Below are 23,610 nucleotides of genomic sequence, written 5' to 3' on the forward strand. Positions count from 1 at the left end.
GGGTGGGGCTTCGGTGCGCGAGCGCATCAGCGCCAGGCCCGTGCTGGACAGCAGGATGAGGACCAGCGGGATGGCGGAGTTCACCAGCGCGCGGAAGGACAACAGGCCCAGGAGCACGGCGTTGCGCAGCGCCATCGCGGCGGTGGCCAGCATCACGCCCCGGTAGGCCACGTTCAGCAGGCGGCCGGAGGTCTCGCGCACGCGGTTGGCCAGCTCCGCCACGGTGACGGTGCTGTTGACGAGTCCGCCCAGGAAGCCCGTCACCTCCACGCCGTGCGCGCCGAACACCTTCCACAGGAGGTAGTTCACGAAGCCGATGGCGGCAATGAGGATGACCGTCACCCACGCGGCGCGAGGCTCGATGAGGCCCCACGGGTCCACTGGCTGCGCGGGCAGCACCGGGTAGATGGCGAAGGCGAGGATGGCCAGCAGGATGGCGGAGCGCAGCTCCTCGGCGGTGATTTTATGGCTGAAGGTGGCCAGCCGCTCCTTCCACGCGAGCAGGCCCGCCGTCGTCACGCCCACCGCGGCGGGCGTCACCGTGTGGCCCAGGCCGCAGAGCACGCCGGTGAAGCCCGTCACGAGCAGCGCGGCGGAGGTCGTCAGCTCGGCGCCGCCGTTCGCGCGCAGGGACTGCCAGTTGAGGAAGCACAGGAGAACGCCCAGGAGCGCGAGGCTCATCAGCGCGAAGTTCGGGCCCAGCAGGCCGCCCATGCCGCCCAAGAGCGCCGCGAAGCCGAAGGTGCGCAGGCCCGCTTCCTTGCCGCGCCACTCCCGCTCCAGCCCGACGAACAGGCCCACCGCGAGCGCGAGCGTCAGCCGCATCAGGGTCTGCAGCGGCGGCCAGGAGACGACGGGGGGAAGACCTTCCATCATGCGCGGTTCCTCTGAGTCGAACTGTCATGCTCGCCCATCGCGCTGACGTCAACGCCGCGCTCCGTCATGCGCATGCGGTTCCATCGGACCGGGAGTCGGCCGGGCACTGCACGGCGGCGCGGCCGTGAGCGCTGCCTGCGGGATGTGCGCACCATCAGCGCCGTCCTTCGCTGCGCTTTCCCAGGTCGCTCCGGGGGCACGGTCTCGCCTTTCTGGCGTTACGCGCCGCGCGCCAGCTGCATCACGTCAGCGCGCGAGGGCCCTCGGGCGCGGGCCCGCTCACGACGTGCAGCCGTTCCCAGCCCCGTCGCGCCAGCAACTGGATGAGCCGGGGCCGCAGGGCGGACTGCAACGCCCGCGCGCCGGCCTCGTCCGTCAGGGACAGCGCGGGCAGCGACCAGCGCTCGCGCACGCGGGCGTCCATGCCCGGTGCCTGGCCCGCCACCTCGATGAGCACGTAGTGCGACGCGGGCACGCCCCGGTCCCTCAAGGGCGCCGGGCGCAGGTGCAGCTCGCGCATCAGCGCCTCCACCGCGAGCGGTGGCCCCGAGCCCCCCTCGGCCGGCGGCGTCACCACCGCGCGAGCGCGCTCCGGATGGGCCAGCGTGTTGAAGAGCGCGGCGGCCAGGTGCGCGGGCCCTGCATCCGCGCACTCGAAGACGACGGTCTCCATCGCCTCGGGCGCGGGGGCGGGCTTCGGCGTGCCTCCCAGCAGCCAGCGGAAGAGGAACACCGCCAGCGCCGCGCCCAGCAGCTGCGCCGCGATGAAGGACTCCACCTCCAGCGGGTTCATCACCCCCACGTGCGCACTGGCCGCGCGGGCCAGCACCAGCGCGGGGTTCGCCAGCGAGCGCGAGTCCGTGAACCACACCGTCGCGGCCACATACCCCGCGATGGCCAGCGGCGTGGCCGATGGACGCGTGCGCACGCAGCCGCGCACCACCACCAGCAGACCGAACGTCGCCACCATCTCCGTGAGGAACCGGGCGCCGTCGGCCGTGGGCGGGCTCGCGGTGAGCAGCAGCGGTTCGTTGCACATGCGGTGCGCGATGAGCCGCCCCACGAGGCTGCCGAAGAGCTGCGCCAGCACGTACAGCGGCACCTCCCGCCACGGCGTGCGGTCCCCCAGCGCGTCCGCGAAGGTGAGCGCCGGGTTGAGGTGCGCGCCGGACAACGGGCGCAGGACCCACAACAGGCACGCCAGCACCGCGCCGCACGACAGGGACATGAAGAGCCGTCCCTCGGTGGCGCTCGCGCCCAGGTGCTCCGCGACGTGGTGCGAGCCCTCCAGCGCCACCACCACCAGCCCGCAGCCCAGCGCTTCCGTCGCGAGACGGCGTCGCAGGTCCAGGGGCACGGGCGGGGAAGACACTCCAATTTCTATGCCTCGTGGGGCTGACACCGTCAACGCCACGCGCCGGGCCCGCGCCCGCCGGTTTGCTTGCGGACGCTCCACGACGCGAAAGCAGAACCATTGCGTCCCATGGAGCGGGCGTGGTCTGTGGCCGTCCCATGCCCGGTGAGTTCGACCTCATCCAACGCTTCCTCGCCTGCTTTCCCAAGGCCCGCGTGCCCGTCGGCCCGGGGGACGATTGCGCCGTGCTCACCCCGTCGAAGGGCGCGCTGTGCGTCACCACCGACGCGGTGGTGGAGGACGTGCACTTCACCCGCGCCACGTTTTCTCCCGGCGACATCGGCCACAAGGCGCTCGCGGTGAACCTGTCGGACCTGGCCGCCATGGGTGCCACGCCCCGCTGGTTCGTCTGCGCGCTCGCGCTGCCCGGGGACTTCCCCGCGCGCCACCTGTCCGCGCTCGGCCGGGGCATGGCCGCGCTCGCCACGGCGCACCGCATCGCGCTCGTGGGCGGCAACTTCACCTCCGCGCGCGAGCTGTCCGTCACCCTCACCGCCACCGGCGAGCTGTCCCATCCGCCCATCACCCGCGCGGGCGCCCGGCCCGGGGACCGGCTCTATGTCTCCGGCACCCTGGGCGACGCGCGCCTGGGCCTGAAGCAGCTCCAGGCCGGCCTGCGCCGGGGAGGCGCCGTGCGCCGCCAGCGCCGCCCGGAGCCCCGCGTCGCCCTGGGTCGCCTCGCCGCCCGCTTCGCCTCCGCCGGCCTGGACGTGTCCGACGGCCTCGCCCAGGACCTGGGTCATCTGTGCGCCGCGTCGCGGGTGGGCGTCACGCTGGAGCTGGAGCGGCTGCCCCTGTCACCCGCCGTGCGCGCCGCGCTGGGACCCGAAGGGGCGCTCCAGGGCGGTGAGGACTACGAGCTGCTCCTGGCCGTCCCCCCTTCCAGGGCCCCGGCGTTCGAGCGGGCGTGCGCTCGCGCCGGAGAGGCCGTGACCTCCATTGGCGTGCTCACCCGGGAGCGCCGCTGGAGCTTGAAGGACGGCGCCGGGCGCCTGCTGACCCCGCCCGCCGGTTTCGACCACTTCGCCCGTCCAGGCAGGCACATCCGGGCGGATGATTGACCCGTACCGGACAGCAAGGCTAAACCCCTGGGCTGCTTCCTGCCCCTCCCAGCTGAAAGCACTCCGTGCGCCGCCCCCTTCGCGACGACCCTTCCTCCGGTCTCACCCCCCGACGCGACCCCGTGCAGCGAATGCTGCGCGCCGTGGAGGGGCCCAAGGTCGTCCGCGAGCAGTCGCTGCACCGGAAGATCACCACCGGCTACATCGTCCTGGGCCTGCTGCTGGGCACGTGGCTGCTGGGCAGCGAGAGCAGCTTCGACGCGTCCTGGGGCCGCTGGAGCTACGTCATCCGGGTGGGCGTGGGCGTGCTCATCACCTTCGGCGGCGCGGCGTACCTGCCCTCGCTGCTGGCGCGCGTCACCCGCGTGAAGGTGCTCAGCCGCTCCGCGTTCGAAATCTCCCAGGGGGATTTGTCCAAGCCCGTGGCCGCGGAGGTCCACAGCACGCGCGACGAAATCGACGAGCTGACGGGCGCCATCTCCCGCATGCAGGAGAACCTGCGCGAGCTGGTCGGCAAGATTCAGGACACCGCCAAGAGCGTGGCGGACACGGCCATCGACCTGCAGCGCTCGGCGGAGAACGTCAACGGGTCCACCGAGGAGGTGGGCTCGTCGATGGAGAAGATCGCCAGCGGCGCGGAGACCCAGTCGCAGCTCGTGTCCCAGGCCTCCAAGGTCATCACGGAGATGGCCGGCAGCATCCAGCGCACGGCGGCATCCGCCCTGGACGCGGCCCGCACGTCCGCGGAGACCAGCAGCAGCGCGGAGGACGGCTCCAAGGCGGCGAAGCTCGCGGGCGACAAGGTGAAGAAGGTCTTCAACCGCATCGAGTCCGCCAGCCAGCAGGTGTTCGCCTTCGGCGAGAAGACGCAGGAGATCTCCAAGATCGTCGACGCCATCACCCAGGTGGCCCAGCAGACGAACCTCCTGGCCCTCAACGCCACCATCGAAGCGGCGCGCGCCGGCGAGTACGGCCGCGGCTTCGCGGTGGTCGCCGACGAGGTGCGCAAGCTGGCGGAGAGCGCGGGCCGCTCCGCGGAGCAGATCTCCCGCCTGGCGCGCGACATCTCCGGTCAGTCCTCCTCCGTCGTGAGCGCCATGAAGGAAGGCATCGCGGAGCTGGCGGAGGGCCGCGAGGACCTCACCGACATCATGCGCTCCATGGGAGCCATCACCGACACCGCGCGCAAGGGCGCGGAGAAGGTGACGCTCATCTCCGACAGCACCCGCGAGCAGATGAAGGGCAGCGAGGAGATGGTGAAGGCCATCGAGGAAATCAAGCTCGTGGCGAAGAACAACGCCAGCTCCACGGAGGCCATCCAGGCCGTCATCCAGGAGCAGACGGCCGCGGTGTCGCGGATGACGTCGCTGGCGAGCGAGCTGACCAACCTCTCCGTGGAACTGCAGAGCGTGGTGCGCAGCTTCCGCCTGGGGCCCTGAGGGCTCCGGACGGTCCGCCGCCTCTGCTACAAAGGGCTCCACCGTGCGGCACGTCATCTTCCGGGTAGAGAAGGAGCGCTACGGGCTGCCCTTGTCGGCGGTCCGGGAGGTCGTCGTGCCCCCGGAGCGCTACACCCGCGTGCCCCGGGCCCCTTCCGCCATCACTGGAGTGATGAACCTGCGCGGTCGCGTGGTGACGGTGGTGGAGCTGCGGCAGCTCTTGCATCTGCCAGAAGGCCCCACCCCACTGTGCCGCGTGGTACTGCTGGACCGGGGGCGGCGGGATTTGGGGCTCCTGGTGACGGATGTGGACGGCATCGAGGCGGTGGAGCGCGTCAGCGCGGCCCCGGGCAAGGTCATGCCCGCGGTTCGCGGCGTTGCCCGCCTGGGCGGTCTGGGAGTGACCGTGCTGGATCCGGAAGGACTTGATGCGGCGGTCGTTGCCTTGTTCACTCCCTCCAAGTGAGTAGCCCCCTGGAAACGGCCGGTGATAGGGTGCGCTCCCTCAGGCCTGAAACGGAGGCGGAGTTCTTCACATGGCTAAGCGGGTGCTGGTCGTCGACGACGCCATCTTCATGCGCAACATGATCAAGGACATCTTTGCGTCTGGAGGGTTCGAGGTCGTCGGTGAGGCGGCCAACGGCCTGGAAGCCGTGGAGAAGTTCAAGGAGTTGAAACCGGACCTCACGACGATGGACATCGTGATGCCGTTCAAGAGCGGAATCGAAGCGACGCGGGAAATCATCAAGGCCGACAGCAGCGCGGTGGTCATCATGTGCTCCGCGCTCGGGCAGGAGAGCCTGGTGATGGAGGCCATCGAGGCGGGCGCCTCGGACTTCATCGTCAAGCCCTTCCGGGCCGAGGACGTGCTGGCGGTCGTCAAGAAGGTGTTGGGCGAGGCCTGAGCGACGCAGGGCCGCGCCCGCCCGGGTCGCGGCCCCGTCCGCCTGTGGGAGGTACCGGGTCATGACGATGGACATGTCCCGGTACCTGGGCCTCTTCATCTCCGAGGCCACCGAGCACCTGGAGGCGCTCGGGCGGGACCTCGTGGAGTTGGAGCGCGAGGCCACCGCCAGCACCGTGGACTCGATGTTCCGCCACGCCCACTCCGTGAAGGGCATGGCGTCCTCCATGGGGTTCGAGCCCATCGCCATGCTGGCGCACCGGGTGGAAGACCTGGTGGATGCCGTGCGTGGGGACCGGAAGCTGCTCGACCGGGACCTGGTGGACCTGCTCCTGAGCGCCGCGGACACGCTGACGGCCCAGGTGCGCGCCGTCGCGTCCAGCCGTGAGCCGGAACAGGCGGAACCCCTGCTGCAACAGTTGAGCGCGCGCGTGCGGGCGCTCACCGGACACGCGCCCGCGGTGACGCGCGTGGCCCACGTCACCGTGCTCAAGCCGGCGGAGGCGTCCTCCGAGGCCGGCTCGGCCACCGGGGACGGGACGGCGGGGGGCGTGGGCGCTTCGGATGCGGCCGGGACGTCGGGCGGTGCTGCTGGGGCTTCGGGCGACACGGCGTCAGGCTCCGGCGGTACGGCTTCGGCGTCGGGCTCCGGCGGTACTCCGGCGGGCTCAAGTGCTTCGGGCAGCGCGGCCTCGGGCTCGACGGGCTCGGGCGGTACGGCTGGGGCTTCTGCGTCGGGTTCGGGCTCGGGCGGTGCGGCTGGGACGTCGGGCTCGGGCCCCTCGGCCGGAGCTTCGGGCACGGCTGACGCGTCGGGGCTGGTGGCTTCGGGCGCTCCGGGCAGTGCGGCCGGGACGTCGGGCTCGGGCACTTCGGGCAGCGCTTCCGGGACTCCGGGACCGGACTCCGGCGCTGGCCGGGACGGTCCGGGTGCTTCCGGCGCGGCGGGGTCCACGGCCCTGGCGGTCCTTCCTCCCGCCAGCCTGATGCCGCCGCGCGAACTGAGCAGCCCGGATGCCCTCTACGGGGCGCCCACCGGGCAGTCCCTGGTGCGCGTGCCGGCGGAAGTCGACCCCGGCTCCCCCGTGGCGGCGCTGGCCGCGGGCCTCAAGGCCGTCACCAACGTGGGCGTGGACGGACGCGCCGCCGCGCCCCGCTGGTCCGTGCGGCTGCGCATCTCGCCCACCTGCCAGGTGCCCGGCGTGCGCGCGTTCCTCGTGCACAAGCGGCTGTCCACCCTGGGCACGCTCGTGGACCTGCGGCCTCCCCTGGAGGAACTCAAGGCTGGTCGCATCCCCGACGGCTTCATCCAGGTGGACCTGGAGACCGCCGTGGGCGAGGCCGGCATCCAGACGGCCCTGCGCAACGTGGCGGAGGTGGAGGTCGTCTCCGTCTCCCAGGCCGTCCCCGAACCGCCCATCATCGCCGTCCCCCCGCCGACGTCGGACAGCGCGCGCGCCACCGCGGACGCCAGCTCCCGCACGGTGCGCGTGCGCACGGAGCTGCTCGACTACTTCCTCGACACGGTGGGCGAGCTGATGCTCGCCACCGCCCGTCTGCGCGAAGTGGGCAAGGAGCTGCCGGAGAACACGCGCCCCGCCCTGGAAGAGGGCGTCTACCGGCTGCACACGCTGGTGAAGGACCTGCACGACAAGGTGATGAGCGCGCGCATGACGCCGCTGTCGCTCATCACCGACCGGCTGCCCCGCGCCGCGCGCGACCTGGCCCGCCGCAAGGAGCGCGAGGTCGAGCTGGTCATCACCGGCGCGGAGATCGAACTGGACCGCGCCATCCTGGACGAGCTGGCCGACCCGCTCCTGCACCTGCTGCGCAACTGCATCGACCACGGCCTGGAGGCCCCGGAGGAGCGGCTGGCCGCGAAGAAGTCCGTGCGCGGCCGCGTGCTGGTGACGGTGCGCCGCGCGCGCGACCGGGTCATCATCGATATCGAGGACGACGGCCGGGGCATGGACCCCGTGCGCCTCAAGGCCTCCGCGTTGAAGCGCGGGCTCATCACGGAAGAGGCCGCCGCGCGCATGGCGGACCGCGACGCCTTCCTGCTGTCGTGCCTCCCCGGCGTCTCCACCGCCAAGGAGCTCACCGACATCTCCGGGCGCGGCGTGGGCATGGATGCCGTCAAGCGCGTGGTGGAGAGCGTGGGCGGCACGCTCGAAATCGACAGCGAGCGCGGCCGGGGCACCGTCTTCACCCTGCGGCTGCCGCTCACCGTGGCCGTCGTGCACCTGCTCCTCGTGCAGGTGGGGGAGGAGGTCTTCGGTCTTCCCATCGCCAAGGTGGTGGGCGCCACGGAGGCGGATCCAGAGACCCTGAGCCGCAGCCGGGAGACGGCGCTCCTGCCCCACGGCAACGGCCTGCTGCCGGTGCACCCGCTGGAGGTGCTCCTGGGCGTGCCCGCGTCACCCCGGCCGGGCTTCCGGCCCTTCGTGGTGATGGAGGGGGATGCCGGCACCGGCAAGGTGGCGCTGGCGGTGGATCGCCTCCTGGGGCAGGAGGAAGTCGTCCTCAAACCCCTGTCCCGACCGCTGGACTTGCTGCCGGGCCTGTCCGGGGTGACCATCCTGGGCAATGGCCGGCCCGTGTTCATCCTGGACGTCCCGAGGTTACTGACCGCGTGAGTCCGCCCCTGCCCAGCGACGCGCAGCTCGACGCCCTGCGCGAGGTGGCCAACATCGGCTGTGGCCACGGTGCCAACGCCCTGGCCCGCCTGATGGGCGGCCGCGTGGACCTGTCCATCCCCGAAGTGCGCTGGGTCTACCCCCAGGACGGGCTGGCCCTCCCGGGCGAGGACGGTCCCGCCGTCGCCGTGCGCCTGGGCATGACGGGCGAGCTGCGCGGCGCCCTGGTGCTGCTGCTGCCGCCCCGGGACGGTGAGGCGCTGGAGTCGGTGCTGGTGCGAGGCCAGCCCGCGTCCCCCGAGGAGCGCGAGAGCGCCCTGGCGGAAGCGGCGAACATCATCGCCAGCGCGTGTCTGTCCGCCATCGGACGGCTGACGGGCTGGCGGCTGCTGCCCACGGTGCCCCGGCTGGAGCGCGGCCCGGTGCGGCCGGTGCTGGCGGGCGTGCTGGGCGAGGTGGACGCCGGTCCGGGCCCGGTGGTGGTCCTGGGCGCGCACTTCACGGCCACGGCCCCCACGGCGCTGGGCGGGCGGATGCTGCTGGTGCTGGAGCGCGGCAGCACCCAGGCGCTGCTGGCCCGGCTGGGCCTGTAGGTCTCCCTGGCAGGCCCGTCCCGCCGCCGCGCGTCTGGAGCACCGGGGGCGGGTGGGGTAGACGGTCGCCCATGGACGAGAAGGCGCTTCGGCAGCTGCTGGGTCAGGTGAAGACGGGCAAGGTCACCCTGGACGACGCGGTGGGCAAGCTCAAGGACCTGCCGTACGCGGAGCTGGGTTACGCGACGCTCGACACGCACCGCAACCTGCGCTTCGGCTTCCCGGAGGTGGTGCTGGGCGAGCCCAAGACGGTGGAGCAGCTGCTGGGCATCGTGGGCGCGCTCGTGGAGCGCAAGCAGACGGTGCTGGTGACGCGGCTGCAACCGGACAAGGCGGAGGCGCTGCTCGCGCGCTTCCCCAAGGCCGAGTACCACCCGGTGGCGCGCATCTTCCACATGCGCCAGCGCAAGGTGAAGGCGGGGCTCGTCGCGGTGGTGACGGCCGGCACGAGCGACATCCCCGTGGCGGAGGAGGCGGCGCTCACCGCGGAGGCGATGGGCGCGGAGGTGCGGCGCGTCTACGACGTGGGCGTGGCGGGCATCCACCGGCTGCTGCGCCGGCGCGAGGAGATCCAGGAGTGCCACGTCGCGGTGGTGGTGGCGGGCATGGAGGGGGCGCTCGCGAGCGCGCTGGGCGGCCTGGTCGGAATCCCGGTGGTGGCGGTGCCCACGTCGGTGGGCTACGGCGCGAACCTCAAGGGCATCTCCGCGCTGCTCGCGATGGTGAACTCGTGCGCCGCGAACGTGGCGACGGTGAACATCGACAACGGGTTTGGCGGCGGCTTCTACGCGGCGCTCATCTCCCGCACGAAGGGACGGCGCTGAAGCCATGCGACGCATCCTCTACCTGGAGCCCGTGGGCGGCATCGCCGGGGACATGTTCCTGGCGGCGGGCATCGACCTGGGCGTGTCCCCCGACGCGCTCACCCAGGCCCTGAGTGGCCTCAACGTGCCGGGCTGGAAGCTGGCGGTGTCGCGCGCGGTGCGCCACGCCATCAGCGGCACGCACCTGGACGTGGTGCTGGACGCGAAGGAAGCGCACCCGCACCGCGCCTACGCGGACATCCGCCAGCTCATCGAAGCCGCCCCCACGCTGCCGGAGCGCGCGAAGGCCCGCGCCCTGGCGGTGTTCCGCGCCATCGGCGAGGCCGAGGCGAAGGTGCACGGGGTGTCCATCGACGCCATCCACTTCCACGAGGTGGGCGCGGTGGACTCCATCGTGGACATCTGCGGCGCGGCGGTGGTGCTGGAGCTCTTGGGGGACCCGGAGGTGCACGCCGCGCCGCCGCCCCTGGGCAGCGGCACCATCCGCGTGGCGCACGGGCAGATGCCCATTCCCGTGCCCGCGACGCTGGAGCTGCTGCGCGACGTGCCGGTGCGCTTCGAGGGCGTGGGCGAGCTGACGACGCCCACGGGCGCGGCGCTGCTCAAGGTGCTGACGAAGATTGGCCACCCGCCGGACTTCATCGTGGAGAAGGTGGGCTACGGCGTCGGCACCAAGGACTTCCGCGACCGGCCCAACGTGCTGCGCGCGTCGCTGGGGCGCATGGAGGCGCAGGCCACCGAAGGCCTGTGGGTGGTGGAGGCGAACCTGGACGACGCCACGCCGCAGCTCCTGGGCCACCTGGTGGAGCGGCTGCTGGAGGTGGGTGCGAAGGACGCGTGGGTGGCCCCGGTGGTGATGAAGAAGGGGCGGCCGGCGCACCTGTTGGGCGCGCTGGTGGAGGGCGGCCTGCGCGAGGCGGTGGTGGACACGGTGCTGCGCGAGTCCACGTCGCTGGGCGTGCGCTACCACCGGGTGGAGCGCCACGCGCTGGAGCGCGACTGGGTGGAGGTGGAGACGCCGTGGGGCAAGGTCCGCGTGAAGCGGGGCCTGCGCGATGGCCGGGTGCTCAACGCGCACCCGGAGTTCGACGACTGCGTCCGCGTGGCCCAGGCCGCGAACGTGCCCGTGAAGCAGGTGATGGCCGCCGCGCTGGCGGCCCTCACGCACTGAGGCCCAAGCGAGGCGGGGGGCGCGACTCAGGCCGCGCCCATCTCCGACAGCTTGATGATGCCGAAGCTCGCGCCGCCGGGGTCGGCGACGATGCTGATGCGACCGTAGGGCGAGTCGAACGGCGCGACGAGCACCTTGCCGCCCAGCCGGGTGACGGTCGCCGCGGCTTCGTCGGTGTTCGCCACGGAGAAGGTGGTCACGCAGTGAGGCGGAAGGTCGGCGGGATCCCTCGCGGTCATCTTCATCAGGCCGCCCACCTCCTTCCCGTTCTTCTTCATGACCCAGTAGTCCATCTCCTCGGTCTGCATCTTCTCCGCCGTGAAGCCGAAGAGGCCCTTGTAGAAGTCGAGGGCCTTCGCGCCGTCGCGCGTCTTCACCTCATTCCACGCCATGGACCCGGGCTCGTTCACCACCCCGGCGCCCTGGAACTGGTTCGGCTGCCAGAGCCCGAACGGCACCCCGGTGGAGTCCTGACAGAAGGCCATGCGCCCCGCGTCCATCACGTCCATGGGGGCCAGCAGCTCCCGGCCGCCCAGCTCCTTCACGCGTGCCAGCGAGCGGTCCACGCTCTCCACGCTGAAGTACAGGTTCCACACCGGCGGGAACGGAGCGTCCTTCGCGCGTTGCATCAGCGCCGCCACCTCGCGGCCCTGGGAACGGGCCATCGTGTAGTAGTTCGTCTCCTGGCCCCCCGTCTCGAACGTCCAGCCGAACAGCCCCCCATAGAAGGTCTTGGCCTTCTCCAGGTCCCAGGCCATCAGGTCCACCCAGCACACCGTCCCGGCTTCGTGCTTCGTCACTGCGGGCATCGAACGCTCCTTTCGACGTGGGCCCGAACCCCTTCGGGCTACCTGAAAGGTAATATCCCGCGCGGCTCGGTGACTGAAAGGATTTTCAGTGCCGCTTCGCGTCAGTGAAGTGGCTGACGTGCGAGCCCCTGCGCGAATGCATCCGTGTTGCCGGCCACCACGCACACGGACAATCCCTCCACCCGGCCGCACCGCGCGCCCGCGTCCAGGAACGGCCGCAGGTGTTCGGGCAGCACCACGTACGCGGTGGTCGCGTCCAGGCCATCGCGGGGCAGCTTCGCGTGGCACTCGGTCTCCAGGGCCTGGGGCGTGCGCGACGCGTAGCCGCTGTTGAAGGTGAGCTTCAGCCGGTACGCCTGATACGCCAGCGCGTTCACCAGCGGCTCGTCGTAGCGGCACACCCACTGCGCATGCGGCGGGAAGAGGGCCAGATGCTGGTAGGGGCCCTGGAGCGCGGCCCACTCGGGGGACTGCAGGCGCTGGAAGCGCACGGGCTTGAAGAGCGCGCTCTTGTCTTCACGCAGGTCATACGCCTGCACCGCCAGCGCCACCGTCAGCGCGGCCACGGTGACGCCAGGGACAGCGCGCCACAGACGCGCCACCATCAGCACCGCGCCAATGACAATCAGATAGCTCAAGGGCCAGACGAAGCGGCCGGAGGCGCGGAACGCGTTCGTCGCCTTCTCCAGCGGCGCGTACAGCGCGCCCAGGTCCGCCACCGGCTGGCCCAGCCACGTCACGCGCGAGGACAATGCATACACAGCCATCAACCCCACCACGACGGCGGCGGGCAGCACGCGGCGCCAGTCCACCGTGCGCGCTTCCCGCAGGCGCGCGAGGAGGCTCACCCCCGCGAGCACGACGAGCAGCAGCGCGCCCGCGCCCAGGTAGCCGAAGCCCTCTCCCTGCCGGGGTGACGCGGGCAGGTCCGGCAGCAGGCGCGACCAACCCATCGGGTTCACCAGCGTGGCCAGGTCCGCGGAGAAGTCCCCGAAGCCCTCCGCGCCCAGCCCCTGTCCGCCGAAGTAGCCGAAGACGGCGAACAGCAGCACGTCCAACCCGATGATGCCCGCCACCGCGCCCGCGACGCGCGCGAGGCCGAGTTTCCGGCTCCAGACGATGCGCACGCCCAAGCTCAGCGTCAGCGGCATCAGCATGGCCACCCAGTACGGATGGGTGCCGGAGGCGACGGCGTTGAAGAGGGCCGCGAGGCCCAGGCTCCGCGTCGCGGTGCGCGCATCCGGCAGGTCGCGCAGGTTGAGCCACAAGAGGGCCACCAGCAGCCAGTGCGCGCACAGCGTGGGGTGCCCGAAGCGCGCCGCCATCGCCGGGGACAGCGCCAGCAGCGTGCCGCCCAGGGCCACGGGCACCGCGCGCGGGGACACCGTCTCCACCAGCCTCGCGCCGAAGTACCCCATCAGCGCGTAGCACAGGCCCAGCCACGGCCCGGTGTACTGGAAGTCCGCGGGCAGGAGCGCGTTGAAGGGCTTGAGCAGGACGGCCACCCACGGGTTGCCGTCGGTGAGCGCCACCGACGTGCCGTAGGGGAAGAAGTGGTTGGGCGCCGCGCCCAGCGGCAACTGCCAGTCCGCGTTGCGGAAGAAGAACCAGCCGAAGATGTGCGCGGCCCAGTCCTCGCGCATCATCCAGTCGATGCGCGTGGGCGGCAGCACCGGCCCGCCCCCCAGCCACAGGAACCAGCCCAGTCCCCCGAGCACCGCCAGCGTGCGCGCCACGAGGAGGGCGCGGCGGGACGAGGTGGCGGAGGCGTTCGGAAGGGGAGGATTCGACGACATGGGCGGGGCGTCTCGCGCGAAGGTGCGGCGACTGTATAGGCGCCGTCTTCCATGCCCTACAACCGCCGCCCCAGCGCGGGACTACGGAGGACCCGTCCCCGCGTCCTCCAGGACGGGGCGGGCGCCGCCATCCTCCTGCGTGCCCGCGTCGGATCCACCGAGCCCCGCGTCGTCGCCGTCGGGCGCCTCCACGACGACGACACAGACACCCGCGTCATCCGTGTACGCGTAGCCCTTGTCCGGCGGGGAGAGCCCGGTGACGCAGAGAGGGTCACAACCCGCCAGCAGGACCGCGGACATGACGGTGCTCGGCAGCACGATGTGCAGGAGGAACGAACGGGGCATGGAACGGGACGACCGTCAGGGGCTCGGGGTGTGGGCGCGGCGTGCGCAGGCCGGCGCACGACACACGGACACGGCCGGGCCCACCGGCCCGCGTCCGCTAGCGCCGGAGGGTGATTTCCAGGCCGTACTGCGGATCCGCGCCGGTCTGCCCGTTGGCGGTGACGCGGTCCAGGCCCACGTGGGCCGACAGCCGCAACTTCATGCCCGCGAGCCGCCCGGTGACGCCCGCGGCCACGTGGGTGGTCAGCATCGTGGGGTCCGCCTGCCGGAAGCCCGGCGCCGTCAGGCCCAGCAGGCCCCAGCCCACGCCCAGCTCCGCGAACAGCGGCGTGCGCGCCGGATTCTGCAGGCCCACCAGGCCCTCCAGCGTGAGGCGGTGCAGGCGGATGCCGTCCCGGGCCGCGAGCGGCGTCACGCCGTAGGCCCCGCGCACGCCGTAGTACAGCAGGTGCACCGACGTCGGATTGCGCCAGGACAGGCTGGGCCCGGTGGCGAAGCGGGCCAGGCCCAGCGGCGAGCGCCCCGCGCCCAGGCCCAGCTCCCACGCGCTGCCCAGGTCCGACGACGGCGCGGCCAGCCGGGGCATCAGCCCCCCGACGACGGGCGGCTGGAACATCGCCGTGAAGTCCACCGGCACCAGGCCCGCGGCGACCACGTACTCGTCATAGAACGACCGGTCCAGCGGCACGGCGAACAGCCCGCGCCGCAGCGCCTCCTCCGCGGGACCGCGCTCCTGCAATTCGCGGGGGCGCAGCTCCGGCGTCCCGGACGACAGCTCCGCCAGCGTGACGCGGGCCTCCGCGTTCGGCGCGCGCACCCAGTACACGTCGCGCGGCGGCAGCAATATCTGCGTCCACTGCTGCGGCGAGCGCCGCACGTCCACCAGCCGCTGCCCGTCCGCGTCCTCCACGGAGAGGCGCGCGTACTCGAAGCCCGCGGGGAAGGTGACGCGGGGCCCTTCCGGCGCGGGGCCCACCAGCGGACGCCGGGGCGCGGCCGTGGGCGCGAAGGCGTTCACCGACAGCCGCGCGGGCAGGCCCTTCACGCCGTGCAGCGACGCGGCCACGAAGGCGGCCAGCTCGCTGTACTCCACCTGTCCGTCGCCGTTGATGTCCGCGCCGCCCAGCAGGCCGGAGCGCGCCACGTGGCTGAAGACGCCGGCGCGGATGCGCGACCACTCGTGCGTCTCCCCGTCGTCGCTCTCCGCGAAGAGGGCGCCCACGTTGGGCCGCGACGCCAGCTGCTCGCGCGCGAGCACCCCGCGCAGCTCCGCCAGCACCGCCGCGTCCGGTTTTCCCCCCCGGCGGCCCACCACGCCCGACGCGCGGCACGCGTCCGCGATGACGTGCACGTAGTCCGCGCCCAGCGGATCCACCAATTCCGAATAGAGGCTGGTCCGGTCCAGGCGCGCGTCGGCGAGCGTGAAGTAGGACCGGCCGGCGTCGTCCGTGTTGCCGTGGCCCACGTAGACGATGAGCACGTCCGTCTGGCGTCCCGCCGCGCGGTCCGCCAGCGACGACGCCTGGAGCTTCTTCACCGCCTGCTCCACCGCCGCGCGCGTGGGGGCCTGGGCGGACTTCAGCACCAGGCTGCCGGACAGCCGCGTGGCCTCGTCCGGATCCACCAGCAGGGTGGTCTCCACGCCCAGGCGCTTGAGCGTCTCCGCCCACAGCACGCCGTCGTCGTCCGCGTAGCGCAGGGGCGCCAGGGCGGGGTCGTCGCTGCCGTTGTGGGCGATGACGAGCGCCCGCCGCACCGTCTCCGCCAATGCCTCCGGAGCCGCCATCAGCAGGGCCGCACCCAGGAGCATCTCCAGCTTCTTCATGGACCTTCCTCTACCCGGACCTCCTGCCTGAGCACCACCACCCCCTCCGTCGTTCCGCCACGCAGGGCCGCCAGGGTGGCGTCCGGGTGTTCGGAGAACGAGGCGGTGACCTCGGCCATATCGGACGTCGCGGGCAGGGCGAACGTCAGCTCCAGGGGACGCTCCTCGCCGGCCTTGCCGCTCAGGGGGAAGGGCCCGTTGAGCTCCTCCTTCCCACCGACGCGCACCCGCACCGCCACGTGCGTGTAGGGCGGACGGGCGCTGGCGGCGAAGGCCAGCGTGGCCCCCGGCGCGCAGGCCGTCCCGGTCTTCAACTCGCGCAGCGACTGGCCGGGGACGGCGCAGAAGATGCGCAGGACGGGCTGCGCCAGGGGCGTGCTGGGCGGAACGGGGTCGTGGACGACGCCCCGGGGGCTCCACTCGGGTTCGGTGGGCGCGATGCCGGTGGGGCCGGAGGAGGGCGTCACCACCACGGCGAGGAACAGGGCCGCGAGCGTGGCGCCGAGCACCGCCAACGTGGGCCAGCGGGCCTGGACGGCGTCGGCGGGGGCGGCGGCGGACAGGGCGGCCTCCAGGCCCGCGACGGTGAGCGTCTCCAGTTCGATGGAGGTGGGCGTGTCCGTGTTGCCGGATTCGAGGGCGCGGTGGGCGCGGGCCCACTTGTTGTAGCGGGTGCCGCAGCGGTTGCAGGCGTGGGCGTGGCGCAGCAGGCGCGAGGATTCGGGGGCGGACAGCTCCCCCAGGGACCAGCGCGTCAGTCCCGCGTCCACATGGCGTTCGTACCACTTCATGGGAGGCTCCCGAATCGGATGGCGCACAGGGCCAGGGTGGCCAGCAGGGCGCCCAGCTCCAGGCGTCCCGGTGCGACGTCACTGTCCAACCAGCCCGAGTCCTTCAGGTGTTCGGTGAACTGCACCCGCAGTCTCCGTTCGCGCACGCGCACCTCGCCGCGGGTGAGCTTCAGCTGGTCGGCGGCGGACTCCTGGGACAGGCCGTCCATGAAGCGCAACTGGGCCAGGGCGCGGCCTTCGGCGGGCAGGGCGTCCAGGAAGCGGCGCACCAGGGAGCGGACCTCGGAGCTCAGGGCTTCCTCTTCCGGGCTGCGGCCGTCGTCGGGGGCGTGCACCAGCTCCGGCGCGTCCTCCAGGGGGATGGCCTCCCGGGCGACCCGGCCGGACGCGCGCATCAGGTCGATGGCGGTGGAGCGGGCCACGGTGAGCAGGAAGCCCAGGTAGGGGCGCACCCCGTCGTAGGCCTGGCGCATGTGGGGGCGGAAGGCCCGCACGAAGGTCTCCTGGTGGGCCGCGTCCAGGTCCAGCGGCGTGAGCGACACCGACCGCATGCCCGTCTCCGAGTGCACGGAGAAGCGGCGCGACAGGTAGCGCAGCACCTCCGACGAATAGGCGCGGTAGACCTGGGTGAGCACGGGGGTGTCCCCCCGGCGGAAGGCCTCCAAGACTGACCGCTCGTTTCCTGGCAGCACGCGGAAGCTCCGTGGCGTTGCGCGGGCCCGGCCGGGCCCCGTGCCCGGCCCTCCTGGCCCTTCTGAAAAGGAGATACGCAATGACCCCGGGACTCGGGTCGTACGGGGCGAATTTTCCTGTCCCGGAGAGGGGTGGGGTCCCGGAAGTGGACTGCCCCCAGGTTCGGTGTGCTTCGTCGGCGCGAGGCCCCTCGGGGAGGGGCCCAGGCATGCGCCCTGCACACAGACAAAAAAATGGAGGCCGAAACCAGAGGGGTTGCTGCTCCCTCATGGGACGGCCTCCGTATAGAGGGCGGTCAAGCGACCTGCTCACAAAATAGGGCGCTCAATGCTCGAAAGCAAGGACACCTCCCAACGGGTCGCGGCACGTCTCCTCGAATTCTTCGCGGCCCAGACAGGATGGTTTCGGGGGCTGTGGGAGGTCGGGACCGTGCTCAGTCTCCGGGAACTCCTGGAGGCGGTGGATGCCGTTCCCGCAGGCATCCTCTCGGAGAAGGCTGTCGAGTGGTTGGCGAACGAATTGTCCAAGGCACTGGGTCAGGACGAAGGCATCGCGCCACCGTCTCGAAGCCTGCTGCAGCGACTGCTGGGCTCGCCGTTGAAACACCGCTCAGGAGAGCTGCCCGCGGTGATTCGACTCACCGAGCAGATCGACGCCGCGTACCTGTCCCGTTGGGCCCAGCGGATCGCGCTCGGTATGCCGGTCAAACCGGAGCGACTCGCCCGCGCCGTCGCTTCACATCTTCTCGATGCGGGGTTCAGTCCGGATTTCCTCCACCGGTGGCTCAAGTATCGGCTCCTGCATGCCAGTCAGCTCCAATCGTTGGCGGAGCTGCTGGAGGATGCACATGCGTTGGCCCGCTCACCGCCCTCTGACTTTCGGGTCCTCCTGACCGTGAACAGCGCGCTCGGGACCCCGGGGCTTCCACCATCGCAGTGGTGTGACGCCCCTGCGGTTTCGAAGTGGCTCTCCACGAACGGCTTCGATCCAACCCATGTCCGCCAGGGCGGAGGCTGGCTGCTGACCATTCGTTGTCGCGATGCCTATTCCGCGGTCGAGCGCGCCTCGGAGACCGTGGAGAAGCTGGCCGCCCGGCTTCTGATTGGCGCGGGCCATCAGATGCGGCCCGGTGAGCATGCGTACGTCGAAGGCGTCAATCATCCACTCCCCCTGCGTCGCCAGCGGCGCGTCGAGGTCCGGAGCCTGGAGCGTCAAGCCCAGTTGTTCGAGTACGGAGCCCCCAGCCGGGTGGATGCCGCCTTCGAATTGCTGGGGCAACTCGATGCTCCCGCGGTGGTCGCGGTCGCCGCGGGATGGGCGGCCATCGAGGCGCTGCTGGTCGCGCCAGGGGATGGTCAGAAATCACCTGCGGGTGACCGACTGGCTTCCCTGGTGGCCTGCTCCTTTCCAAGAGCCGAGCTGACGTTGTTGGCATCCCTCCAGGGCAGGAACAATGACAGTCCCCTCCGGGCGCAGCTCCGACAGTGCGCGCGTGGTCGCGACCGCGCGGCCCTGATGGGCAATGCCATCCGTCAGGCCCAGCCTCTTCCCTGGGCCGAGGAGGATTGGAGCCAGAAGGCGGCGGTCGCACGAATGGACGGGCTGCTCAAGGATCCCCAGAAGAAGCTCAAGGACGTTGAAGGGTACGCGGTGCGAGCTTTTCGCCGGCTCTACCGTCAACGCAATCTGGTGCTGCACGGGGGAAAGACGGATGCCGTCGCGCTGCGCGCCAGCTTGCGGACCGTCGCGCCCCTGATTGGAGCGGGGATCGACCGGATCGCTCATGCCTGGTTTGGTCACGGGGTACAGCCGCTCGAACTGGCGGTGAAGGCCCGTCACCGCTTGGACCTCCTGGAGGCCAGGGAGCCACTGGCCATGCTGGATCTGCTGGAGTAGCCCGGATGGAAGGCGCAGCTCCTGGCTTCCGTGGACTGCGCGCCTCGGAGGCTCGGCGCGCAGCGGTCGGACTGGGGCGCTTCAGGGAAAGGCGTCCACGACGGTGTAGCCCACGGTGCGAGGCACGATGACTGCGCCGGGCTTGGAGCCCTCTTCCTTCCACCAGCCTTCCCCAGGGTTCCCGATGACGAAGCAGACGGGATGGGAGTGGCCGTCGGGCGTTTCCACCCGGGTGTAGTGGCCGAAGACCCGCTCTCCTCCTGTCCACAGCCGCCCGTAGAGCAGGGTGCCCCCAGGAAGACGACCGTGTTGATCCTGCAGGACGCTGACAATTTCGCCGTCGCGAACGGTGACGTTGGGGGCATCCATCCGCCAGGGGTAGCGGATGTCGAGGGTGACGTCCGCCCTGCCATCCCTGCGCAACCACAGCTCCTTCATTGCGTCCAAGGCGGCTTGAGGACAGCGCTGGGGTTCGGGCCGCAAGGGCGTGCTCGCGCAGGCGACCAGGGTGGAGGCCGCGCCAACAGCCAACGTGCAGCCTCGGGTCAGTGAGCGTGCGCGGGATGCGCGATCCTGCTTCAAGGGAACTGTCATGGCGGTCTTCTCCAGCGGGCGCGGCGCATGGGAAGAGGGGGCCGCCCCCGGCGCGGCAGCTTGGTCGGGCATTGTCAGCGGCGCCATCGAAGGTGAAGCGGGTCGTGCAGCGGAGATGACGACGGATGCGCTGGTCGGTTCCTGCTTCCGGAGAGCTCCCAGGCTCCAGGTCAGCCAGACCAGGGGCAACAGGAGGATTCCCAAGACACCCCATTGCCACGCCGTTCGCAGCACCTGACGGCGTCGTACCGGACTGGCGGCGAGGATGGCTCGTGCTTCCATGTGAGCGACGTGCGCGGGGGCACGACGACGCAGTTCCCGGACATCGCGCAGCCCTTGCAACTGGTCCCTGCGTTGGAGGCGCGCATGTTGGAGCGCCCCTTCCTGCCCAGGCGCCACCGGTCCCGCCGCACCCGCTTCCTCCTGGGTGGTGCGCGATTGCGGAGAGGGCGAGGAGGCCCAGTCGAATAGCGGTACGTCCCACTCCGCATCCGCGTGGGCCAGGGCGCTCCGGACTTCGGAGGCCAGGGCGGATGCGCTCGGTGGCCGCGCTTCGGGCTCGAAGGTGAGCAACCGGTCGATGAGGGATGCGAGCGCCCTGGGTACACGCGGGCTGAGCAACGAGACAGCGGGAGCCGTGCCGTCCTCTCCCAGTCTGAAGCCATCCACGCCCAGCGCTGACGCGGGATATGTCTCCGTCAGCAGTCGGTAGAAGGACACGCCCAGGGCATACAGCTCATCCGCCACCGAATAGCTGGGTGACTTCCCCGCGTGCGGAAGGTGCGCGGAGGCCCGCCAGTTGTGCAACTGGGGGCTGTAGTAGTGCGTGGTGCCAGGAGGAAGCTGGCCCGTGCCCGTGAGGGGAGCCGCCTCCGGATGCCAGCCCGCGCCCCAGTCCAGGAGCTTGAGCCGTCCCCCGGGCTGGACCCGGACATTGTCGCCCTTGAAGTCGCGGTGCAGGACACCGCGCTGGTGCGCGAAGGCCAATATCTCCGCAGCCTGTGCGAGCAATACACCCACTTCGCGCGCCGTGGGATTGCGCGCGCTGGACCACGCGTAGAGCGACTCACCCTCCACGTGCTCCATCACCAGGAACGGATAGCTCCCCGCACCCGGCCGCCATGCATCGGAGGCCAGCAGGCGGGGCACGCCTGGGTGCCGCAAGCGGGACAGGATGTCCGCCTCGCGCGAGAACCAGGGGCTGTCGAAGTCGCGGGCGAGCTTCAGGGCATATCCCCGGGCGCGGGGGCTGCCGGCCCTTCGCACGGTGTAGACGGTGCCATAGCCCCCCGCCGCCAGACGGCGCAGGACCTCCCAGCGGCCTACCCGTGTGCCAGGAGGAAGTGCATCCAAGGACAACACTTGTAAGGCGGGTGCATCCATCCGCTGCCGTGCTGCCTCTGCCTCCACCGAAAGCCTGTCAGGGCCGCTCATGGCGTCACCTGCTCCCACCGGACGCTGCATTCGCCGGTCGTGTCCATCAGCTCCAGGGTGAAGTGCGTGCCGGGAGGAGTTTCGGGAGGGACGGACCACTCCACCACCACAGGGGCGCGAGCGCCGGGCTCCAGCCGTCTTTCACGCATGAGCAGCGGATACTCATGAGGCGTCAGCACACGTCCATCGGGGGCATGGGGTGTCGCGCGCATGAAGCCTGGGACCCAAGGACGTGTTTCGTCGGGGTTGCTCAGGGTGGTCGCCAGTACGAGCGTGCTCCCGGAACGGTAGAGCACATGAGAACTCACCGTGCTCAGTCCCGGCTGCACGATGGGCTTCAAAAGATATTTCACGGCAACGCCATCCGGAGTGACCGCCCCCGACAGCACCGCGCCGCCCAACCCACTGAGCGCGCACTGCGCCCGCAGCGTCGCGAAGCCCGCCTCGGTGACGGCGCACCGGGCCCGCAGGTCCGCCAATTCCTTCCCCAGTTCCTGCGCGGTGCGCCCGTGCCGGAAGACCTCCACCTGCGAATCCACCTCCGCGCCCACGGTCGTGAGCACGAACGCCACCTGGGCAGGCGCCCCCTCACCGGCGAAGCGCACGGTGATGACGGGCCCGCGTCCCTCCGGCAGGTCCACGGAAGCCTTGAGCACGAGCGCATCCGCGTAGACCCCGACGCGCGAGAAGAACGGCGCGAGCACGGCCCGGTCCACGGAATCTGGAACGATGGGCGCATCGAACGTGACGGTGGTGAGCTCCCGGGCGGCGACGCGCAGCGGATGCAGCACCGGGGGCTCCTCCGCGCGCAGCGTGAGCTGTCGGGCCTTGCGCTCCCGCCCTGGGGGAGTCCCGGTCTGTGCCACCGCCGCCGAACCGACCAGGGCCACCAGCACCACGGGAATGACCGAAGAGGACAGCGACATCACGGGTCACCTCCATCCTTCAAACTTAACAGGTAGGGGTGACATGAATGGGCTCTCCTGGCCCGCGAGGCCCTGGCGTTTCGCGGACGCGGCATGAGAACCCAGCCTACCTGGGGAATGGGAGGGAGGAATGCGGACGCGGGAGGGTGTCAGCGAACTCAGGAGCGCCTTCGTCTCCTGGACGAAGGGGCTCCCACCGCGGACCCGCTACGACCGCTGCCCTGTCTTCCGGGCGAAGAACGCGCGGTCGAACGTCCCGTGTCCCCATGCGAGCGGATCGTCGGGCCGGTCCTCCTTGGCGAAGACCTCGTCGCTGCGTTCCGCGAGCCAGCGGATGAACTCATCCCGCGACGCGAACGTCACCAATGCCTCCGAGTCCCCCTGCGCGTACCGCAGCCCATAGGCATACGTTCCACTGTCGGGCTTCCACAGCGCCCGGAGCAAGCCCTCCCGGGGATCGATGGTGACGGACAGCTCGCCTCCGGCATCCAGGATTTCGGCCACCCGCTGCGCCAGCGCGCGTCCGTAGGGCCGGGTGTCGAAGTGGGCCTCGGCCCGGGCCTGCTCCTGCTCGGCGCGGTGACGTTGCAGCTCGTCCGTCAGCCGGATGCTCGGCGCGGAGGTGGCCTCGCAGACCACGGACAGCTCGATGTTCCCGCGCGCGGTCTCTTCCGCGTGGTGCTGATGCAGCAGGGCCTGGACCTGGGTGCGCTGTTCGTCGGGAAGGGTGCCGAAGGTCAGCGTCCCATCCGGTGCGGTGAAGAGCAGCGTGTCGTCGTAGATTTCACCCCGGTACTTCAAGGCGGCGGACAACTCGATGCGCGCCAACCCCCGGTTCGCGCGTTCGGCGCGCAGCCAGCGGACGACGTCGGAGGACTCGGTCAACGGTTCCATGTCGGCACGTGCCTCAGAGGTCGCCACAGGCCAGGACCGCGCCGCTGTCGTCGGTGAAGTCCGTCACCCGCAGGTGGATGGCGAAGGCGTGCGAGCCCTTGTACGCGTCGACCTGATCCGCGTGGTATTCGTGCCCGTCGACGGCGTAGTACTTCTGCCGCGCGTAGCTGTCCGCCTCGAAGCCCTCCGTGTGTTCGGAGATGCCGAGCGTCGCGCACCGGCCCTCGTGCAGGAAGCCCACCATCGGCCTGGGGGTGGCCCCCGCGGCGATCGCCGTGTTGTCGATGGCGGTGAAGGCGAAGCGCGTCTCCCCCAGCCCCGACTTGCCCGGCGTCTCCTCCACGAACAGCGTCCCGGTGATGCCGGAGCCGTTCACCTCCGCGAGCGCCACCTCCAGGCTCTCATCCTCACCACAGGCCGCCAGCACCAGCAGCGCCATGCCCAGCCATCCACGTCGCATGTGAATCCTCCCCCAGGGCCTGACGGCCTGGAATTCGCCGGGACCCTCGCATGAAGCGGGCCAGCCCGGGGAGGTCCTGTCAGGTGGGCGCGCCCACTCGCATGATGCGCAAGCACGGTCCGGAAAGACTGACACGCCTGTCAGGTTCCGGGAGGCCGCGGAGCCGCCCCCGGCCGGGTGCTGACATGGCTGTCATGACTCGCGAAAGGGTCGGGACGCGGGGGACGGG

21 protein-coding genes are annotated in these 23,610 nt (G+C 71.2%); 9 read left to right on the top strand and 12 right to left on the bottom strand.

The features are described from left to right. Positions 1-876 (bottom strand): MgtC/SapB family protein (locus D7Y13_RS17225; protein WP_120630722.1); only part of this gene is annotated, 876 nt, incomplete at its 3' end. A gap of 241 nt (positions 877-1,117) precedes the next feature. Beyond that, the gene (locus tag D7Y13_RS17230) at positions 1,118-2,248 is read right to left on the bottom strand and encodes an aquaporin (RefSeq protein ID WP_233595537.1); all 1,131 of its coding nucleotides are present in this window, start codon (positions 2,246-2,248) and stop codon (positions 1,118-1,120) included. A 140-nt stretch (positions 2,249-2,388) separates the two neighbouring features. Here D7Y13_RS17230 and thiL point away from each other — a divergent pair, with 140 nt between their 5' ends. From thiL to larC, 8 genes are all read left to right on the top strand, one after another. Continuing rightward, a complete protein-coding gene (gene thiL / locus D7Y13_RS17235) occupies positions 2,389-3,351 on the top strand; it encodes a thiamine-phosphate kinase (RefSeq protein ID WP_120583616.1) in 963 nt (320 codons plus the stop codon). Between the two features lie 65 nt (positions 3,352-3,416). Further along, positions 3,417-4,790, top strand: coding sequence for a methyl-accepting chemotaxis protein (locus tag D7Y13_RS17240; RefSeq protein WP_167508753.1), 1,374 nt, complete (start codon positions 3,417-3,419; stop codon positions 4,788-4,790). Between the two features lie 43 nt (positions 4,791-4,833). Further along, entirely contained in the window at positions 4,834-5,256 is a 423-nt protein-coding gene (locus D7Y13_RS17245; RefSeq protein WP_120537920.1) for a chemotaxis protein CheW, read from the top strand. A gap of 70 nt (positions 5,257-5,326) precedes the next feature. Then, positions 5,327-5,695 (top strand): response regulator, encoded by a 369-nt coding sequence (locus D7Y13_RS17250; protein WP_014400067.1) that lies wholly within the window; start codon positions 5,327-5,329, stop codon positions 5,693-5,695. Positions 5,696-5,756: 61 nt separating this feature from the next. Next, entirely contained in the window at positions 5,757-8,330 is a 2,574-nt protein-coding gene (locus D7Y13_RS17255; protein ID WP_120583617.1) for a chemotaxis protein CheA, read from the top strand. Continuing rightward, positions 8,327-8,923 carry a chemotaxis protein CheC gene (locus D7Y13_RS17260; RefSeq protein ID WP_120536865.1) on the top strand — a complete coding sequence of 199 codons (597 nt, stop codon included), beginning with the start codon at positions 8,327-8,329 and terminating at the stop codon, positions 8,921-8,923. Before D7Y13_RS17255 ends, D7Y13_RS17260 begins: the two co-directional genes overlap by 4 nt. A 71-nt stretch (positions 8,924-8,994) precedes the next feature. Further along, positions 8,995-9,747, top strand: a complete 753-nt coding sequence (larB, locus tag D7Y13_RS17265) for a nickel pincer cofactor biosynthesis protein LarB (RefSeq protein WP_120536866.1) — start codon at positions 8,995-8,997, stop codon at positions 9,745-9,747. 4 nt (positions 9,748-9,751) lie between these two features. Continuing rightward, on the top strand, positions 9,752-10,918 hold the full coding sequence (gene larC, locus D7Y13_RS17270; RefSeq protein ID WP_120583618.1) for a nickel pincer cofactor biosynthesis protein LarC: 1,167 nt from the start codon (positions 9,752-9,754) through the stop codon (positions 10,916-10,918). 26 nt (positions 10,919-10,944) lie between these two features. Here larC and D7Y13_RS17275 read toward each other — a convergent pair whose 3' ends face one another. From D7Y13_RS17275 to D7Y13_RS17300, 6 genes are all read right to left on the bottom strand, one after another. After that, positions 10,945-11,727 carry a VOC family protein gene (locus D7Y13_RS17275; RefSeq protein ID WP_120536868.1) on the bottom strand — a complete coding sequence of 261 codons (783 nt, stop codon included), beginning with the start codon at positions 11,725-11,727 and terminating at the stop codon, positions 10,945-10,947. A 101-nt stretch (positions 11,728-11,828) separates the two neighbouring features. Then, complete coding sequence (locus tag D7Y13_RS17280) at positions 11,829-13,523, bottom strand: DUF6311 domain-containing protein (RefSeq protein WP_120583619.1); 1,695 nt, start codon at positions 13,521-13,523, stop codon at positions 11,829-11,831. A gap of 81 nt (positions 13,524-13,604) precedes the next feature. Next, positions 13,605-13,868 carry a hypothetical protein gene (locus D7Y13_RS17285; protein WP_120536870.1) on the bottom strand — a complete coding sequence of 88 codons (264 nt, stop codon included), beginning with the start codon at positions 13,866-13,868 and terminating at the stop codon, positions 13,605-13,607. A gap of 97 nt (positions 13,869-13,965) precedes the next feature. Next, positions 13,966-15,693, bottom strand: a complete 1,728-nt coding sequence (locus D7Y13_RS17290) for a caspase family protein (RefSeq protein WP_120583620.1) — start codon at positions 15,691-15,693, stop codon at positions 13,966-13,968. Next, the gene (locus D7Y13_RS17295; protein WP_199732766.1) at positions 15,690-16,484 is read right to left on the bottom strand and encodes a hypothetical protein; all 795 of its coding nucleotides are present in this window, start codon (positions 16,482-16,484) and stop codon (positions 15,690-15,692) included. The genes D7Y13_RS17290 and D7Y13_RS17295 overlap by 4 nt, the downstream gene beginning before the upstream one ends. Further along, a complete protein-coding gene (locus tag D7Y13_RS17300; protein ID WP_233595538.1) occupies positions 16,481-17,149 on the bottom strand; it encodes an RNA polymerase sigma factor in 669 nt (222 codons plus the stop codon). Before D7Y13_RS17300 ends, D7Y13_RS17295 begins: the two co-directional genes overlap by 4 nt. A gap of 355 nt (positions 17,150-17,504) precedes the next feature. Here D7Y13_RS17300 and D7Y13_RS17305 point away from each other — a divergent pair, with 355 nt between their 5' ends. Continuing rightward, positions 17,505-19,073 carry a hypothetical protein gene (locus D7Y13_RS17305; RefSeq protein ID WP_120583622.1) on the top strand — a complete coding sequence of 523 codons (1,569 nt, stop codon included), beginning with the start codon at positions 17,505-17,507 and terminating at the stop codon, positions 19,071-19,073. A gap of 81 nt (positions 19,074-19,154) precedes the next feature. Here the strand turns inward: D7Y13_RS17305 and D7Y13_RS17310 are convergent, their stop codons facing one another. The 4 genes from D7Y13_RS17310 to D7Y13_RS17325 all read right to left on the bottom strand — a co-directional run bounded on the left by D7Y13_RS17310 (position 19,155) and on the right by D7Y13_RS17325 (position 23,381). Beyond that, complete coding sequence (locus D7Y13_RS17310; RefSeq protein ID WP_158626156.1) at positions 19,155-21,020, bottom strand: serine/threonine protein kinase; 1,866 nt, start codon at positions 21,018-21,020, stop codon at positions 19,155-19,157. Between the two features lie 77 nt (positions 21,021-21,097). Further along, a complete protein-coding gene (locus D7Y13_RS17315; protein WP_120583624.1) occupies positions 21,098-22,027 on the bottom strand; it encodes a DUF2381 family protein in 930 nt (309 codons plus the stop codon). A 207-nt stretch (positions 22,028-22,234) separates the two neighbouring features. Next, positions 22,235-22,921 carry a hypothetical protein gene (locus D7Y13_RS17320; protein ID WP_120583625.1) on the bottom strand — a complete coding sequence of 229 codons (687 nt, stop codon included), beginning with the start codon at positions 22,919-22,921 and terminating at the stop codon, positions 22,235-22,237. A 13-nt stretch (positions 22,922-22,934) separates the two neighbouring features. After that, the gene (locus D7Y13_RS17325) at positions 22,935-23,381 is read right to left on the bottom strand and encodes a hypothetical protein (RefSeq protein WP_147444292.1); all 447 of its coding nucleotides are present in this window, start codon (positions 23,379-23,381) and stop codon (positions 22,935-22,937) included. Between the last annotated feature and the right edge of the window lie 229 nt (positions 23,382-23,610).

The sequence above is a fragment of the Corallococcus praedator genome (genome assembly GCF_003612125.1).
Lineage (GTDB): Bacteria > Myxococcota > Myxococcia > Myxococcales > Myxococcaceae > Corallococcus > Corallococcus praedator.